The sequence below is a fragment of the Streptomyces albiflavescens genome (assembly GCF_014645835.1).
Taxonomy (GTDB): domain Bacteria; phylum Actinomycetota; class Actinomycetes; order Streptomycetales; family Streptomycetaceae; genus Streptomyces; species Streptomyces albiflavescens.
Genome location: NZ_BMMM01000006.1, coordinates 364,647 through 380,918, shown reverse-complemented (window position 1 = coordinate 380,918; position 16,272 = coordinate 364,647). Strand labels below are relative to the sequence as shown.

Genomic DNA, 16,272 nt, shown 5'->3' with positions numbered 1-16,272 from the left:
CGTACGACGCAGCCTCGAACATCTGCTCCAGCGTCCCCCGACCGGAATTCGGTCGGGGCCTTCGTCGTGCCGTGGTCTCAATTTTGGGCTCAGTTGCAGTGATCGGGTAGGGCGGATCCCGGCGAACAGTGATGTGGTTCACCGCCGTGGATGGGTTTCGTACATGCGGACGGCGACGGTCAGGCCCGAGGCGGCGGTGAGGGCGGCGACGGCCCAGATGGCGGTGGTGATGCCGTAGGCGTCGGCGAGGATTCCGGCGAGGAGGGCGCCGACGGCGAAGCCGCCGTCGCGCCACAGGCGGTAGACACCGACGGCGCGGGCGCGCCAGGCGGGGTGGGCGACGTCGCCGATGACGGCGAGCAGCGTCGGATAGACGAGCGCGGTGCCGATGCCGAGCAGGATCTGGGCGCCGGCCCAAGCGGGGAACGTGGTCGCGCCGGCGACGAGGGCGATGGCGGCGGCCTGCAGCAGCATGCCCGCGGTGATGAGGTGCTTGCGGCCGACGTGGTCGGACCACCAGCCGGTGAGCATCTGGCCCGCGCCCCACACGGCCGGGTAGAGGGCGGCGAGGACGCCGATCTGGGCGACGGACAGGCCGTGCACGGCGAACAGCAGAGGGAAGATGCCCCAGGCGAGGGCGTCGTTGAGGTTGTTGACCATGCCGGCCTGGCTGGCGGCGGACAGGGCCTTGTCGGTGAAGCTGGTGAAGCGGGCGATCTCTACGGTGGTCACGTCCGTCGCCTGTACGGGGTGCTGGGCAGCCTCGGCGCGGGCGTAATCGCGGGTCTCGCGGACAGCGAAGGTGGACAGGCCCAGGGCCAGGACGAGGTAGGCGGCGCCGAGCAGGAACGGTTCGGGGCGCAGCCCGGCGTGTTCGGCGATGGCGCCGGTGGCCATGGCGGTGGCGGCGACAGCGACGTACCCGGCGGCCTCGTTGAAGCCCATGGCCAGGCCGCGGCGTTCGGGGCCGACCAGGTCGATCTTCATGACGACGGTGGTGGACCAGGTCAGGCCCTGGTTGACGCCGAGCAGGATGTTCGCGGCGATGATCCAGCCCCAGGACGGGCCCCAGGCGAGCATCGCGGGTACGGGCACGGCGATCAGCCATCCGGCGATGAGGACGGGTTTGCGTCCGTAGCGGTCAGAGAGGGCGCCGGCGAAGAAGTTGGTGATGGCCTTGGTGGCGCCGAAGGCGAGGATGTAGGTGAGGGCGGCGGTGTAGGCGGAGAGGTGGAAGACATCGTCGGCGAGCAGGGGCAGGACGGTACGTTCCTGGCCGAGCATGCCGCCAACCAGGGCGTTGACCGCGACGAGCAGGGTGAACTGGGCGAGGTTGGCGCGCAGTCCGAGCCGTATGCCGCCGGGGGTGGCAGTAGCGGTCACGCGCCCTCCTCCAGCGTGCGGCCGGTGGCCTTGGCCCAGTCAGCGGGGCCGCCTTCGAGGACGGCCAGGTCCTTGTGTCCCGCGCGCTGGAGGAGGCTGGCGGCGGTCATCGCACGCTCACCGTGTCCGCAGTGCACGACCGCTCCCGAGGGGGCTTCGTCGGCACGGGCGGCCAGTTCGCCGAGTTCGATGCCGATCGCCTCGGGGATGTGCCCGGCTTCGCGCTCGGACTGCTGGCGGACGTCGAGGACGGGACGGTCTCCGATGCGGTTGGCGGTCAGCAGTTCGATGGTCGCCTGGTCTCCGCCGTCGGTTGTCCAGGTGTCCATGGTCAGGTGGCCGGCGAGTCGCTCGTAGCCGATTTTCAGGGCTTGCCAGGTGATTTCGGCGAGGTCCTGGCCGGGGGCGGTGACGAAGACGAGCGGTGTGTCGTCGGGCAGCAGCCAGCCGAGCCAGGTGGCGAACTGGTCGCGCAGCGGGATCGAGACGGCATCGGGAATGTGGCCGGCGGCGAAGTCCGGCACTGGTCGCACGTCGACGGCCTGCACGCCCTGGCCGATCAGTTCACGTACGGCGGCTGCGGACAGCGTGGGAATCGAAGGCTCGGCGGCGAGCACGCCGGGGCCGCGCCGGTTGATCTCGGCGAGGCGGTCGAAGTACGCAGGGTAGGAGCCGAGGCTGCTCAGCAGTTCGCGGACGAACGTGCCCTCGTCCGGCACGGCGAGCAGGGCGTTGGCCTGCTGCTGAGCGCCGATGGTGGTGGTGCGCTCGGCACCGGGCGGGGCGGAGCAGAAGGATCCGGCGCCGTGGGTGGGCCACACCGCGGTCGCGTCCGGGAGTTCGGCCAGGCGCCGCAGGGAGCGGTACTGGGCGCGGGCGAGTTCCTCGGCACGGTCGGCGCCGAGGAGGTCGGTGCGGGCTGCGGAGCCGACGATCAGCGAGCCGCCGGTGAATACCCCCAGCTCCGTTGTGCCGTCCAGGAGCAGGAAGGACAGGTGCTCGTCGGTGTGGCCCGGGGTGGCCAGCGCACGCAGGGTCAGCCCGCCCAGATCGATCTCGTCGCCGTCGGCGAGCGCGGTGTGCGGGAAGGCGCGGTGGCCGGCGGCGGAGGCCAGGACGGTGGCGCCGTCGTCGGCGGCGAGCTGGAGTGCGCCGGTGAGGAAGTCGGCGTGCAGATGGGTGTCGGCGGCGAAGGCGACGGTCAGCCCGCGCCGCTCGGCGGCAGTGCGCAGGGCGCGCAGGTCCCGGCCGGCGTCCACGGCCAGAGCGCGGCCGTCGCCGAGGTCGACGAGGTAGGCGCTGTTGCCCAGCCCGGTGTCGACCAGCGGTATCAGGTGGTCGTCGGCGAAGCCCATCAGGCCCTCCAAGGCTCGGATGCGAGAGGGAGTGTGGTCACGACCCTCACCTTCACTTACAATATTCCATGGATTTATGGAGGATGTCATGGCGGGAAACACCACGGCCGGTACGAAGTCGCGGCTGTACGACGCGTTCGCGGCCAGCGGCAAGGCGCTGGCCAGCGGAAAGCGACTGGAACTGCTCGATCTGCTGGCCCAGGGCGAGCGGACGGTGGACGCGCTGGCCAAGGCGGCGGGGCTGAACCTGACGACGGCCTCGGCGCATCTGCAGACGCTCAAGCAGGCCGGGTTCGTGGCCACCCGCAGGGAGGGCGTGCGCATCCACTACCGGCTCGCCGGGGACGATGTGGCTCAGCTGTTCGCGCTGCTGCGCAAGGTCGCCGAGGCCCACCAGGCCGCCGTACCCGCGGCGCGGGACGCGTACCTCGGGGAGGACGACGCGGCGGCGGTCACCCACGAGGAGTTGCACGCCCGCGTGGCGGCCGGGGACGTGGTGGTGCTGGACGTGCGGCCGGTGGATGAGTACCGGGCCGGGCACATCCCGGGCGCGGTGTCGATCCCGGTCGAGGAACTGGCCGACCGGATCGATGAGTTGCCCGAGGAGACAGAGATCGTCGTGTACTGCCGGGGCGAGTATTGCGTTCTCGCCTACGACGCGGTGCGGCTGCTGACCAGCCGCGGACGGCGGGCGATCCGCCTGAACGACGGGATGCTGGAGTGGCGCTTGGCCGAACTGCCCGTGGACGCCTGGGATCTGGCATGACCGACAGTTGCTCGCACCGGGTCTGCTCCCGCTTGGGAGGCGTCCTGAACCGCCCGGCCTCGGCGGCCCCGTGGCGTTGCCCACGGGGCCGCCGCTCGGGTGTCCCGCCGGCTGACCGAGGGTGACCCGAGTGGGGTGCGGCCACCGGCCCGCGTCCGGCGCGGGTTCAGAAGCCTGCGCACGAAGATGCGCTCACCCGCATGTGTACCGAAACCGCACCACGGCGAACTGGTCGAGCGTCAAGCTCAATGGGTGTTTTTGATCTCCGACCGGACCAGCCATGTGGACAACAACCCGAAGGCTCTGCGCGTCGTTCTCGACACTCCATTGCCAGGGCGGAAGCATGACGACCATGAAATGCGAGGCTGAAGTGGGACGGCGCAAGATACTCCGGGGTATTGCAGTCCTGGGTCTCGGCGCGACGGCCACGGGTTGCACCAGTCGGCAGGGCTCGGCAAAAGCCGAGGAAAGGGAATCGGATTCCAGCAGTCAGTATGTTTTCGGGTATGCGTCGTTGATTCAAAAGGAATCCCGGGAGGAGACCTGGCCGAAGGCCGGGAAGTCCGTCCCCGTCTCCGTCCGGGGCATCACGCGTGGCTGGTACGACCGGGTTGACACTGTCAGCTGGGGGCCCACCTATTTGGGAGCCTTTCCGGATCGGAAGTCGACCTGCAACGGCGTCATCTTCCGGGTGACGCAAGGCGAGATGAAGGCATTCACCGATAGAGAGAAGGGGTACAAGCTGATCCGCATTCCTCCCGGCAGCATCACCATGCTGGACGGCAGATCGGCTCCACCGCCCGGAAATTTCTGGTACTTCGGAAGCACGTCGCGCAGATACGTCAGTCAGGAATTCCCCATTGTCCAGTCGTATGTAGATGTATGCGTGAGCGGATGCCTGGAGGTTGAGGATGAGTTTCCGGCAGCTCGCACAGCGAAGTTTGCACAGAACTTCTTCACCACTACGACCGACTGGAGGACTCCCTGGATCAATGACCGCATTTATCCATGGAGACCCTTTGTTCATGTCCCGCAGGCCAACAGGATCGACACTCTGATCCGGGATCAGCTGGGCGACAAAATGTTCCGCTCCATCTCCCTTCCCGGTGCCACCGTCTAGGTTCGGCGTCTATCAGCCGATCTTCACGGTCTTGGAGACCGTGACCTGGTCGATGTCGCTGGTGCGCACCGTGACATTCATCGTCCAGGTGCCGGCCAGCGGGAGCGTGAGGCCGTCCGTCCCCCAGTAGCCGCCCTTGTCGGTGAGCTCCGCGTCGAGCGGGCCGACCTTCTGCGCGGCCAGCGTGAAGGTGAGGCGCAGTTCGGGGACGGTCGCGATGCCGCCATCGGGACCGAGGATCACGGCCTGCACCGAGTTCTCGCCCACCCGGCCCGGCGTCAGCTCGATCTGCACCTTGCCGTGCCCGCCCGGCGTACCGACGTCGAAGGGGACCAGCGTCGTCGACGACGTGGGCTGCCCGGGGGCCGCGGTCGAGGCCGCCGCCGTCTCCTCGGCCGCCCGCCCCGGCTGGGTCCCGGTCAGCAGGGTGGTGATCACCAGGACGACGATGCCGACGGTGACCTCGGCGAGGACGGAGCGGCGCAGCGCCCGGCGGTACGCGGCAGGGTCACCGGCGCCGGAACCTGACTCCGAGCCCGAGCCCGAACGCGGGTCCGAGCCCGAGCGCGAGCCCGAGCGCGGGTCCGAGTCCGAGCCGGAACCCGGTCCAGGGGTGGCATCGGCCGACACGTCCTCGGGGGCCGCCGTCTCCGCGACAGCCGGACCCCCGACCGGCACAGCCACCCGTTCCGCCGGAACGGTCGCGGGAACGGCGGCCTCCGCCACCACCAGCCGCCCCGTCCAGCGCCGCGAGTACGCCGCCCCCGCCAGCAGGAGCAGCACCCCGCCCAGCTTGACGAGGAGAAGCCTGCCGTACGACGTCGACGTCAGGGCGTCCCAGGAGCCGAGACCGCGCCAGGACTGGTAGACGCCGGTGGCGGCGAGGACGGCGACGGAGGCCAGGGCGAGCCGGGAGAAGCGGGTGACGACGGCCGTGGGGAGGGGCTCGCCCGGGCGGTGCAGCGCGGTGAGCAGGGCGGTCAGGCCGCCGAGCCAGACCGCCATGGCGAGCAGGTGCAGCACGGAGGAGACCATCGCCACGGGGACCTGGATCCCGGCGGACGCGTGCTCGGCGGCGGCCCAGGTGACCGCGAGAGCGAGGGCGAGCACCCCGCCGAGTGCGAGAACAGCACGCGCCTGCCCGCGCTCCCGCACGCGCACACGTTCGGGCAGGAAGGCGGCCGCCACCAGCAGCACCAGCCGGGCCACCAGGACGACCCCCGGCTTGCTCGTCAGCGTCTCGCGCAGGGCCGCCGGGTCGAGGGCCGAGGCGACCCCCGTGCCGCGCTCGTAGGGGCCGCGCAGGAGCAGCAGCGCGAGCGTGGACAGCAGCAGGGTCCACCAGCCGGTCTGCAGCAGGCGGCGTACGCTGCCCGGGTACCCGGAGGCCAGCACGAAGACGCCGGCGCCGATGAGCAGGGCCAGGCCGCCGTACGCGACGTAGCGGGCGATGTCGTAGAGGGTGGCGGAGGCGGCGTCGGCGGCGCGTGCGGTGGGCACGGCGGCGGTGGTCGCGGAGGGTTGGCCGATGGAGAAGGTGAAGGCGCCCGAGACCGGGTGGCTGTCCCCCGAGACGACCCGCCAGACCACGGTGAACGTGCCGGTGCCCAGGCCGCGCGGCAGCGTCACGCGAGCGGTGGAGGACCGGTCGCCCGCATGCTCCGGCCTGCCCGTGTGGACGCGCCGGTTCTCCGGGGTGAGCACGCGGAAGGAGTCGTCGAGGAGGCCGACGGACTCGCTGAACGTCAGCGTGATCTGCCGGGGGGCCGACTTCAGCACGCTGCCGTCCTGCGGATCGGTGCCCGTGAGCGCGGCGTGCGCGGACGCGCCGCCCACGCCGCCGAAGAGGACAAGGACCAGGACACCGATGATCAGGCCCAGACCCCTGACGATGCGCCGCCGGTCTCGCTGTCCGCTCACACGCCGTCTCCGTCTCGCGTTTCCTGAGTCCTGGATACGTACGGACGAATCCGGCGGCGTACTCAAGCGCCGCAGCGTGAGGTTACTGCCGGAAGGCCGCCTCCCTGGTGAGGAAGGCCAGTTGGGCGCGCTTCTCGGGCAGATAAACGTCCGGAAGGTCGATTTCGGGCAGCACGACGGCCGGTCCCAGGTCGAAGCCCTGCCGCTCGAAGCGGGCGATCGCCTTCCGGTTGCGCTCGTCGGGATCGACGACGACCCGCTCGCGGTCCAGGCCGACCAGCACGTACGAGGTGAAGGCGACCAGCAGCGAAGAGGAGAAGCCCGGGCGCGCGCCGGCCTGTCCGGGCGGCCCGATCAACAGGTGGACGCCGATGTCACCCGGCTCGACGTCGTAGCACTCGCTGACGCGGTCGGCCTCGGGCTCGTAGGTCTGGAAGAGCGCGACCGGTTCGCCGTCCTTGACCGCGAGGAAGGCATGGTGGGTGTCGAGCGAGTCGAGATGCCGGTACGTCTCCAGGACCTGCTGCTTCGTCAGCCCGTTCATCCCCCAGAACTCGGCCCGCTCCTGGGCCACCCAGGAGTGCACGACGTCGAGGTCGGCGTGCGGGTCGAGGGGCAGGATCCGGACGGTGCCGAAGCCGTCGACCAGCTGCTCGTGAACGGCCTCGCGGTCGCGCCCGTACGGCTCAGTCGTCATGGTTCTCCTTGGTCAACTTGTTCCAGTCGGTGGCCACCGGTGCCAGATCTCCCTTGAGCCACAAGGGGAGTTGGTCGCGGTGGTGGGCCGCACCCGGGACGCCGTCGGCGCCGAGGGGAACCACCCAGAGGCTGTTGTCGCGGTCGGCGAGATCCCAGACGTAACGGGCGGCGGGGCCTCGCGCGCTCAGGTCGGTCAGACCGGGCACCGCCGATGTGCACAGCACGCAGTCGTGGTCGCCGGAGAGCCCCGGAGCCTCGTACGAGGGGTCGGGGAGCGCGCGCCAGGGGGCGAGCCGGTGGGTGTCACCCCAGGCGCCCGGCGTCCGGCCCGCCGCCACCTCCTCGACGGCGTCCCGCACCACGGCGTCGCGGTCGATTCCATACAACTCCTCCGCTGTCAGCAGGTTTTCGAGGGCGAGGCCGACGCGCGGAGTGAGGGCGAGCCAGGGGAGGAAGAGCTCGGGGTACGCGGGCGGGTCGGCGAGGACGGCCAGCGCGGGGTGCGCCGCGAGTCGCCGTACGACCGCGCCGCGCACCGCCGCGTACGCCGCCGCCTCGCCGCTGGCGGCGTCCATCCGCCGGTCCCAGCCCAGGAGCCGCTCCCTGAGCGCGACCGCTGCCGGGCCGATTCCCTCGCCGAGGGCGGCCAGCCGATCCAGCAGGGCGGCGGCCGAGGCGAGATGGGTGTCCATGTGAAGGGCGGGCATGTCCCCCGCGGACCACGTCCGCGACGCGTCGAGGAACTGCCGGATACGGGTGGCGCGGTGCGGCGGGGCGAACTCGACGCCGAGCGGGGTCGCCGGGCCGCGCTGGTTCGCCATCACGGCGACGCCGTCCTCGAAGGATCCGTACGGCATCTCGTGCCAGCCCCGCCACTCGTGCCCGGCCTCCCAGGCGGCCACCACCCGCCTGCGGTTGTCCTTACCCCGGACCGGGACCCGCCCCGCGACGCGGTGCAGCACTCCGCCCTCGGTGTCGGCGGCCTGGACGACGTTCACGGGCTCCGCCCAGCGGTCGAAGGCCCGGTCCACGTCGGCGACTTCACGGGCCCTGAGCAGCGGGAGGAGCGCGCTGAAGCCGAGGTCCTCGGTCACGCGGGGCGGGTAGCGCAGGCTGATGGACTCCTCCGCGCCGATTCCCCCGATGACGACGGGCCCTCGCGCGGTCTCGATCACCTCGACCGCGACGGGCTCGCCTCCTGCCACCTCCACCGCCTCCGTGTGCCGCGCCACGGGCCGCCACTCACCGTCCGGATCGAGTGCTTCGAGGGCCTCGACGGCCTCGGCGGCTTTGGCGGCCTCGGCGGCCTCGGCGGACGAACCGGTCGGCCTCAGGCGCTCGCGATACAAGTCCTGGTAGTCGGCCATCGCGTTGGTGATCGCCCAGGCGACCGTCCCGGTGTGGGCGAAGTGGGCGATGCCCGGGACGCCGGGGACGGCGAGCCCGACGACGTCGAACTCGGGGCAGCAGAGGCGGATCTGCTGATAGACGCCGGGGTCCTCGATGAAGCGGTGCGGATCGCCGGCGATGACGGCCTGCCCGGTGACGGTCCGTTCGCCGCTCACCAGCCACCCGTTGCTCCCCGAGGTGCCGATGCCGTCCATGGCGAACAGCTCGACCGCCTCCTCGCCCAGCAGCCGTATGACCTCCTCGCGCCACAACTTGGCGGGAAACCCGGCGAAGAGGATGTGCGTACCGAGCCAGACGCCGAGCGGGCTCCAGGGCTCCCAGCGGCCGGGGGCGAGCCCGGTCGCGGCGAACTCCGGTGTGCGCCGGGCCCCTTCCGCCAGCCCCTCATTGACCCCTTGCACATACGAGACGACCCAGGCGGCGGTCTCGGGGTCCCGTCTCTGCAGGGCGGCGAAGCAGCGTCTGGCGGTGTCATCGAGCCGTGCCTGGCGCGCGAACCGGTCCCAGGCGACAGCCTCGGGGCCGAGGAACGCGGCCGAGGTGCCCTGCGAACGGTGCCGTTCGACCTCCAGCTGCCAGGCGCGGTCCAGGGCGGTGGTACGGCCCTGAGCGTGGGCGAGCTCCTGTGCGCTGTCCGCGCGCAAGTGCGGGATGCCCCAGGCGTCACGGTAGATCTCGACGGTCATGAACCATCCCCCACTCTTATCAGGTTAGGCTAACCTAACCCACATTCCGCGGAATCGTACGCGAGGGGTGAATGCCGCATGGGTCGGGGCCATGGCTGGGAGGGCGCGGTCCTCAAGCTGCTGCGCGCCAGGGATTTCACCTTCACGGTGACCGGCGCCGAGGACGTCAGCCCGCAGTACCGGCGGCTGCACCTCACCGACGGCGGCATGCTCGCGGCGACCGGGGTCCACCCGACCATGTGGGTACGGCTGTGGTTCGACAACGCGGGCAAGCCGCACCAGCGGGCGTACACGCTGGTCGACCCCGACCCGGCGGCCGGGACGTTCGACCTGGAGTTCGCCCTGCACGAAGGCCGCGCCGGGGACTGGGCGCGGGCGGCGAAGCCCGGGGACACCATCGAGGCGACGGTCCACGGCACCGGCTTCGAACGGCCCCGGCCCGACCCCTCGCGCGTCCTCGCGATCGCCGACCCGGCATCGCTGCCCGCCCTCAACTCCCTTCTCGACGCATGGGACTCGGCACCGGCGACCATCTGGTTCGAGGGCACGACGGACGGCCTCCCCCTCCGTGTGGACCCGGCCCGGCACGAGGTGCGCCACGTGCCACGGCTGCGCTCCGGCGCGCACCTGGTCGAGCAAGTGCGCGACGAACTGCCCGGACTGCTCAAAGGCGAGCCGGATCCATACGTCTGGATCGCCTGCGACACGACGACGACACGGGCGCTGTCCTCGTACGTCCGCAAGGAACTGGCCGTTCCCCGGCAGCGCACGCATGCGCTGGGGTACTGGCGGGCGACGTAGCGGCGCCTCCGGACGTGCGTACGGCGCTCGCGTACGGACCCCGCGTACGGACTTTGCCGTACGGCTTTTCGACGACCTCGTGAGTCGGGTGGCGGTGCCGTGCGACGACCGCGCGTCGCGCCCGGCTGCGCCTGACGGGCGGTCGGGCGATCATCGACCCATGAACGTCACTCTTCACCTCTCCCAGGACCCCGAGGCCGACGAACTCCTCGGCCGCAGTCCGCTCGCCGCGCTGATCGGGATGCTGCTGGACCAGCAAGTGCCGATGGAGTGGGCGTTCAAGGGCCCGTCGACCATCGCGCAGCGGCTGGGCACGGACGACCTGGACGCGCACGAGATCGCGGCGCACGACCCCGAGGCCTTCGCCGCGCTCCTGTCGGAGAAGCCTGCCGTGCACCGCTACCCCGGTTCGATGGCCAAGCGGATCCAGCAGCTGTGCCAGTACCTCGTCGAGCACTACGACGGGGACGCGAGCGCGATCTGGGAGGGTGTCGAAACCGGGCAGGAACTGCTGAAGCAGCTGGAGAAGCTGCCCGGGTTCGGCAAGCAGAAGGCGCAGATCTTCCTCGCCCTCCTCGGCAAGCAGTTCGGCGTACGCCCCAAGGGGTGGCGCGAGGCCGCGGGCGCCTACGGCGAGCCGAAGTCCTTCCGCTCGGTGGCCGACATCACCGGCCCGGAATCCCTGGCCAAGGTCCGCGCCCACAAACAGGAGATGAAGGCGGCGGCCAAGGCGGCGAAGGCCTCCGGCCGGTAGCCCCGTCAGGGACGCGGGGACTGCACGACGGCGCGGGGACTGCACGACGACGCGGGGGCTGCACGACGGCGCGGGGAACTGCACGACACGACAAGCCCCCACCCACCCTCGGCCAAAGACAAGCCCCCACCCACCCTCGGCCCAAGAGCAGTCCGGGGTGTCCGGGGCGGAGCCCCGGGGCCGGGCAGGGGCGGAGGGGCGAAAAACGCCCCGCCCGCCGTGTCCGCCGTGTCCGCCGCTCGGCTCATCCCGGTGGCGGGCAGCCCCGGACCGTTCACAGCATGAGTCATGACCGAGCCACCGAGCGGCTCCCCGTGGGGCCCGGAGTACAACGACCGCCACGTGCACGCCGCGAGGGACATGCGCGCCCCCATGGGTGAGCCCGAGGGCCCTCTGCACTTCCTCGCCCGCGCCACCTGGCAGACCGTGCTGGTCGCCGGCATCGCCGCCCTGGTGCTCGGTGTCCTGGTGCTGATCTGGCCAGGTGCCTCGCTCCTCGCCGCGGGAGTGCTCTTCGGTCTCTACCTGATCTTCAGCGGCGTCCTGCAACTCGTGGCCGCCTTCGGCACCCACGCGGCGACCTCGCTCCGCGTGATGGCGTTCATCAGCGGCACCCTGTCCATCCTGCTGGGCCTCTTCTGCTTCCGCGGCGCGATGCAGTCGATCCTGCTGCTCGCCCTGTGGATCGGCATCGGCTGGATGTTCCGCGGCCTCACACAGACCATCGCCGCCGCCTCCGACCCGAGCGTGCCGGCCCGCGGCTGGCAGATCTTCCTCGGTATCGTCAGCTTCCTCGCCGGCATCGTGCTGATCGTGTCCCCGTTCGAGTCGGTCGCCGTCCTCACCCTCGTCAGCGGCTGCATCCTCATCGTGGTCGGCATCGGCGAGATCATCACGGCGTTCCGGATCCGCTCCGGCGCCCAAGCCGTCCCCCGCATCCTGTGACCGCTCCCCGGCGCCCCCCGACGTCAACTCCGCGCCCGCCAGGTACGCCAACAGGGCGGATCTCCCGGCAGACCCGATGAACCACCGGCCTCCGGTGGGGAGATGACCACTCATGAGCCCCTCCCCGTGCCACCCGCACCCGCTGCGCCGGTGCGCGCGAGCGCGGGGAGGGGCTCCTTCGAGCGCTTGGCTGCGGATTCTCGTCCTGCTGATCGTCGCGATGCTCGCCACGGGCGCACACCCCGAGGTGTTCGCCGCGTCCTCCACCGCCACGGCCACCGCCGCGTCGGGGACCGCCGAACACGACGTCCTCGACACGGCCCTGCGCCCGCCCACCCGTCAGGGACACCGCCCCCTCACCGCCCTGCGCCCCGACACCGGCCACACCGAGCGGGAGCCCGACCCCCGCCCCGTACCGGCACCCGCACCGACCTCGTACTCCCCCACCCTGCACGCCCTGCGCTGCGTGGTCCTGCGCTGCTGACGGACCCGGCTTCCGGACCGGTCCCTCACCAGCGAACACAAGGACACCCCCATGCCCAACGACCCCTACGCGGTCCTGCGCGCCCTGCTGCGCGCGGAAGCCCTACGCAACGCACCGAAGCCGGACCACCGCCCCGAACCCGACGCACAGCAGTCCGACCGGCACCTGTCGGACGGACAGCTTCCGGGCGGACAACCACCGATCGCACCCACCAAGGAAAACGGCCGCGGCTGATCACGGAAGGTGACCGCTTCTTCCCTTCCCCAGGACGGAGCGGTCGCCCTCATCGGGACGGAGCGGTCCCTCTTCACCAGGACGGAGCGGGCGCCTACCGCCGGCGGCGAGCCGTCCCGAAGAGCGACCTGGTGATCTCCCGCCCGATCTGCGTGCCGACGGACCGGGCGAGGGACTTGAACAGGCCGCTGCCGACGACCTGTTCGACCATCGACTCCTCGTGCCTGTCCTGCTCGGGGCGCCCCTTCGAGGGGGCCGGTGCGGCCTGCGACGCCGCCTCCCGCGCCGTCAGCTTCTCGTACGCCGACTCCCGGTCCACCGCCTGCGCGTACCGCCCGTACAGCGGCGACCCCTTCACCGCCTGATCCAGCACCCCCGCGTCGACCGGCCCCATCAGGGACCGCGGCGCCCGCAGTCGCGTCACCGCGACCGGCGTCGGCGCGCCCTTCTCGCTCAGCACGGTGACGACGGCCTCCCCGATGCCGAGCCCGGTGAGGACCTCCTCCAGGTCGTACCCGGAGTGGGGAAAGGTCTTCACGGTGGCCTTCAGCGGCTTCTGATCGTCCGGGGTGAAGGCGCGCAGCGCGTGCTGGACACGGTTGCCGAGCTGACCGAGGACATCGGCGGGTACGTCCTTGGGGGTCTGCGTCACGAAGAAGACACCGACCCCTTTCGAGCGAATGAGCCGGACGGTCTGCGTGATGGAGTCCAAGAAGGCCTTCGAGGCGTCGTCGAAGAGCAGATGTGCCTCGTCGAAGAAGAAGACGAGCTTGGGTCTGTCCGCGTCGCCGACCTCGGGAAGGTCGTGGAAGAGGTCGGCGAGCAGCCACATCAGGAAGGTCGAGAAGAGCTGCGGTTTGTCCTGTACCTCGGGGAGTTCGAGGACGGACACCACGCCGCGCCCCTCCGACGCCGTACGCAGCAGCTCGCCGGTGTCGAACTCCGGCTCCCCGAAGAACGGGCTCATGCCCTGCGCCTCGAAGGCGGCGAGAGAGCGGAGGATCACCCCGGCCGTGGCGGTGGACAGCCCGCCGATGCCCTTCAGTTCCTGCTTGCCCTCGTCCGAGGTCAGGAAGGCGACCACCGCACGCAGGTCCTTGAGGTCGACCAGCTCCAGGCCCTTCTGGTCGGCGTAGTGGAAGATCAGGCCGAGCGACTGCTCCTGGGTCTGATTGAGCTGGAGCACCTTGGACAGCAGCACCGGACCGAAGCTGGTGATCGTGGCCCGTACGGGGATGCCGTGGCCCATACCGCCGAGCGCGTAGAACTCGGCGGGGCACCCGGCCGGCGTCCACTCCTGATGGACGTCGCGGGCGCGCTCCTGGACTCTGTCGTTCGACACGCCCGGCGCCGACACTCCCGAAACATCGCCCTTGATGTCGGCGAGGAAGACGGGCACCCCCTGGGCCGACAGCTGCTCGGCGATCAGCTGGAGGGTCTTGGTCTTGCCGGTGCCGGTGGCGCCCGCGACCAGGCCGTGCCGGTTGAGCATCGGCAGCGGGATGCGGATCTGCACGTCGGGCAGGCACTGCCCGTCCCAGAGCAGGGCGCCGAGATCGAGGGCGGGGCCGGAGAACGCGTACCCCGAGGCGATCTCCAGGGCCTCCTGGGGGAGTGCGGGGGCGCTCCCGGCCTTCTCGGGAGCGGTGGCGGGAGCCGTCTTGGGGGCGGTGGCGGGAGCCGTCTTGGGGGCGGTGGCGGGAGCCGTCTTGGGTGCGGTGGCGGGGGCAGACCGTGGATCGGTGGCCGGAGGCACGATCTCGCTGTCGCTCATCTCAGGCCTCTGTTCCCGATTTGCATGGATTTACGGCGTCAACGGCGTCTTTTCCAGCGTCGCACTCCGTCGCCATGGCTGCGCCCGGAAGGTCTTGACCGGTAGGCTTTCCGTGTGATCTTCAAGCGCATCGGAAACGGACGGCCGTACCCCGACCACGGCCGGGAAAGCACCCGGCAGTGGGCGGACGTCGCGCCGCGCCCGGTCCGCCTCGATCAGCTCGTGACGACCAAGGGCCAGCTCGACCTGGAAACACTGCTCGCCGAGGACTCGACGTTCTACGGCGACCTCTTCGCGCACGTCGTGAAGTGGCAGGGCGACCTGTACCTGGAGGACGGCCTGCACCGCGCCGTCCGGGCCGCGCTCCAGCAGCGCCAGGTCCTCCACGCACGCGTGCTCGAGCTCGACTGACACCCCCCTTTCCGGGCTCGCCTCACCGAGGCAGACCCGGGGTTGGCCCTTTCGGGTTCTCCTGGCCGGTATCCAATGATCATCTAGTAGGCATTACCGCCCAGGCGCACTACGCTGCGCCCATGAGCATGCTCACTCCCCCTGGCATGGGCGGCCAGTACCGGATCACGGGGGACAAGTACCCGCGGATGCGCCGCCCCAAGGGGCGCCGGAGGCTCGTGTTCCTGATCGTCTCCTCCGTCACCGCACTAGGGCTGATCGGGTGGGGAACGCTGCAGCTCATCGACGTCTTCACGGGCGGCGGCGACAAGGCCACGGCGGCGGGCTCCAAGACGGACTGCGGGACGAAGGTGAGCCCGTCCGCCTCGGCGGCCGGTGCTGTCGCCAAAACCCTTCCCAAGCCCGGCCAGATCACTGTGAACGTCCTGAACGCCACGCCCCGCAGCGGGCTCGCCAAGGAGACCGCGGACGAGCTGCGGAAGCGCGGCTTCAAGATCGGCGATGTGGGCAACGCAACGGCCGCGTACGACAAGAAGGTCGACAGCGCCGGGATACTGCTCGGCGCGAAGGCGGCCTACTCGGCCGCGCTCCCCGTCCTCAACACGCAGCTCACCGGCGCCGAACTGAAGACCGACGGCCGCGAGAAGGCCGACGAGGTCGACCTCATCATCGGCACCGGCTTCAAGTCGCTGACGAACAAGAAGGACGCCGACAGGGCCCTGGCCGTCCTGGCCACGCCCCGGCCGACCCCCTCCGCCTCGCAGAAGAACTGCTGAAAGCCTCGTCAGCCTTCAGCCTTCAGCCTTCAGCCCTCGAAGTCCCCGAAGTCCCCGAAGTCCCCGAGTCTTCGAACTCCTCGTAAGAGGGGCTACTCGGCTGCCCCGTACATCCGGTCCCCCGCGTCTCCGAGGCCCGGCACGATGTAGCCGTGCTCGTTGAGGCGCTCGTCGACCGAGGCCGTGACGACGGTGACCGGCGTGCCCGCCAGTTCGCGCTCCATGACCTCGACGCCCTCGGGGGCTGCGAGGAGGACCACGGCGGTGACGTCGTCGGCGCCGCGCTTGATCAGCTCCTGGATCGCCGCGACGAGCGTGCCGCCGGTGGCCAGCATCGGGTCGAGGACGTACACCTGACGCCCGGAGAGGTCGTCCGGCATGCGGGTGGCGTACGTGGAGGCCTGGAGCGTCTCCTCGTTGCGCACCATGCCCAGGAAGCCCACCTCGGCGGTCGGCAGCAGTCGCACCATGCCGTCGAGCATGCCGAGACCCGCCCGCAGGATCGGCACGACGAGGGGGCGCGGGTAGGAGAGCTTGACGCCCGTGGTCGAGGCGACCGGGGTCACGATGTCGACCTGCTCCGTGCGCACGTCCCGCGTGGCCTCGTAGGCGAGCAGGGTGACCAGCTCGTCGGCGAGGCGCCGGAAGGTCGCGGAGTCGGTGCGCCGGTCGCGCAGGGTGGTGAGCTTATGGGCGACCAGGGGGTGGTCGACGACGTGGAGACGCATGTCCACAACAGTAGCCGGGCCCGGGG

Annotated in this window: 16 protein-coding genes; 9 read left to right on the top strand and 7 right to left on the bottom strand. The window is 70.8% G+C overall.

Annotated elements, in window-relative coordinates:
• Window positions 1-138 precede the first annotated feature (138 nt).
• The gene (locus IEY95_RS19315; RefSeq protein WP_189187270.1) at window positions 139-1,383 is read right to left on the bottom strand and encodes an MFS transporter; all 1,245 of its coding nucleotides are present in this window, start codon (window positions 1,381-1,383) and stop codon (window positions 139-141) included.
• Window positions 1,380-2,738, bottom strand: coding sequence for an MBL fold metallo-hydrolase (locus IEY95_RS19310; RefSeq protein WP_189187269.1), 1,359 nt, complete (start codon window positions 2,736-2,738; stop codon window positions 1,380-1,382). The genes IEY95_RS19315 and IEY95_RS19310 overlap by 4 nt, the downstream gene beginning before the upstream one ends.
• 88 nt (window positions 2,739-2,826) lie before the next feature.
• On the opposite strand from IEY95_RS19310, the gene IEY95_RS19305 reads away from it, so the two are divergent.
• Together IEY95_RS19305 and IEY95_RS19300 are read left to right on the top strand one after the other, a co-directional pair.
• Window positions 2,827-3,504: an ArsR/SmtB family transcription factor gene (locus tag IEY95_RS19305; protein WP_189187268.1), complete on the top strand. Its 678-nt coding sequence runs from the start codon at window positions 2,827-2,829 to the stop codon at window positions 3,502-3,504.
• Between the two features lie 343 nt (window positions 3,505-3,847).
• Complete coding sequence (locus IEY95_RS19300; protein WP_189187267.1) at window positions 3,848-4,624, top strand: gamma-glutamylcyclotransferase family protein; 777 nt, start codon at window positions 3,848-3,850, stop codon at window positions 4,622-4,624.
• A gap of 12 nt (window positions 4,625-4,636) precedes the next feature.
• Here the strand turns inward: IEY95_RS19300 and IEY95_RS19295 are convergent, their stop codons facing one another.
• The 3 genes from IEY95_RS19295 to IEY95_RS19285 all read right to left on the bottom strand — a co-directional run bounded on the left by IEY95_RS19295 (window position 4,637) and on the right by IEY95_RS19285 (window position 9,339).
• Entirely contained in the window at window positions 4,637-6,544 is a 1,908-nt protein-coding gene (locus IEY95_RS19295; RefSeq protein WP_229703143.1) for a copper resistance CopC/CopD family protein, read from the bottom strand.
• Between the two features lie 82 nt (window positions 6,545-6,626).
• Complete coding sequence (locus tag IEY95_RS19290) at window positions 6,627-7,241, bottom strand: GNAT family N-acetyltransferase (RefSeq protein WP_189187266.1); 615 nt, start codon at window positions 7,239-7,241, stop codon at window positions 6,627-6,629.
• Window positions 7,231-9,339 carry a penicillin acylase family protein gene (locus IEY95_RS19285; protein WP_189187265.1) on the bottom strand — a complete coding sequence of 703 codons (2,109 nt, stop codon included), beginning with the start codon at window positions 9,337-9,339 and terminating at the stop codon, window positions 7,231-7,233. The genes IEY95_RS19290 and IEY95_RS19285 overlap by 11 nt, the downstream gene beginning before the upstream one ends.
• Before the next feature lie 78 nt (window positions 9,340-9,417).
• Here IEY95_RS19285 and IEY95_RS19280 point away from each other — a divergent pair, with 78 nt between their 5' ends.
• The 5 genes from IEY95_RS19280 (at window position 9,418) to IEY95_RS19260 (ending at window position 12,557) form a co-directional block, all read left to right on the top strand.
• Window positions 9,418-10,140, top strand: coding sequence for a siderophore-interacting protein (locus IEY95_RS19280; protein WP_189187264.1), 723 nt, complete (start codon window positions 9,418-9,420; stop codon window positions 10,138-10,140).
• Window positions 10,141-10,300: 160 nt separating this feature from the next.
• A complete protein-coding gene (locus IEY95_RS19275; protein ID WP_189187263.1) occupies window positions 10,301-10,894 on the top strand; it encodes an HhH-GPD-type base excision DNA repair protein in 594 nt (197 codons plus the stop codon).
• A 288-nt stretch (window positions 10,895-11,182) separates the two neighbouring features.
• Entirely contained in the window at window positions 11,183-11,839 is a 657-nt protein-coding gene (locus IEY95_RS19270; protein WP_189187262.1) for an HdeD family acid-resistance protein, read from the top strand.
• A 112-nt stretch (window positions 11,840-11,951) separates the two neighbouring features.
• Complete coding sequence (locus IEY95_RS19265; RefSeq protein ID WP_189187261.1) at window positions 11,952-12,323, top strand: hypothetical protein; 372 nt, start codon at window positions 11,952-11,954, stop codon at window positions 12,321-12,323.
• Between the two features lie 51 nt (window positions 12,324-12,374).
• Complete coding sequence (locus tag IEY95_RS19260) at window positions 12,375-12,557, top strand: hypothetical protein (RefSeq protein ID WP_189187384.1); 183 nt, start codon at window positions 12,375-12,377, stop codon at window positions 12,555-12,557.
• 94 nt (window positions 12,558-12,651) lie between these two features.
• Here the strand turns inward: IEY95_RS19260 and IEY95_RS19255 are convergent, their stop codons facing one another.
• On the bottom strand, window positions 12,652-14,331 hold the full coding sequence (locus IEY95_RS19255; RefSeq protein ID WP_189187260.1) for a helicase HerA-like domain-containing protein: 1,680 nt from the start codon (window positions 14,329-14,331) through the stop codon (window positions 12,652-12,654).
• Window positions 14,332-14,445: 114 nt separating this feature from the next.
• Between IEY95_RS19255 and IEY95_RS19250 the strand changes: the two genes are divergently transcribed.
• Both IEY95_RS19250 and IEY95_RS19245 read left to right on the top strand, forming a co-directional pair.
• Window positions 14,446-14,742, top strand: a complete 297-nt coding sequence (locus IEY95_RS19250) for a type II toxin-antitoxin system VapB family antitoxin (RefSeq protein WP_003999914.1) — start codon at window positions 14,446-14,448, stop codon at window positions 14,740-14,742.
• A gap of 146 nt (window positions 14,743-14,888) precedes the next feature.
• Window positions 14,889-15,518, top strand: coding sequence for a LytR C-terminal domain-containing protein (locus IEY95_RS19245; RefSeq protein ID WP_189187380.1), 630 nt, complete (start codon window positions 14,889-14,891; stop codon window positions 15,516-15,518).
• Window positions 15,519-15,610: 92 nt separating this feature from the next.
• Here IEY95_RS19245 and upp read toward each other — a convergent pair whose 3' ends face one another.
• Entirely contained in the window at window positions 15,611-16,246 is a 636-nt protein-coding gene (upp, locus tag IEY95_RS19240; RefSeq protein ID WP_189187259.1) for a uracil phosphoribosyltransferase, read from the bottom strand.
• Window positions 16,247-16,272: the final 26 nt, after the last annotated feature.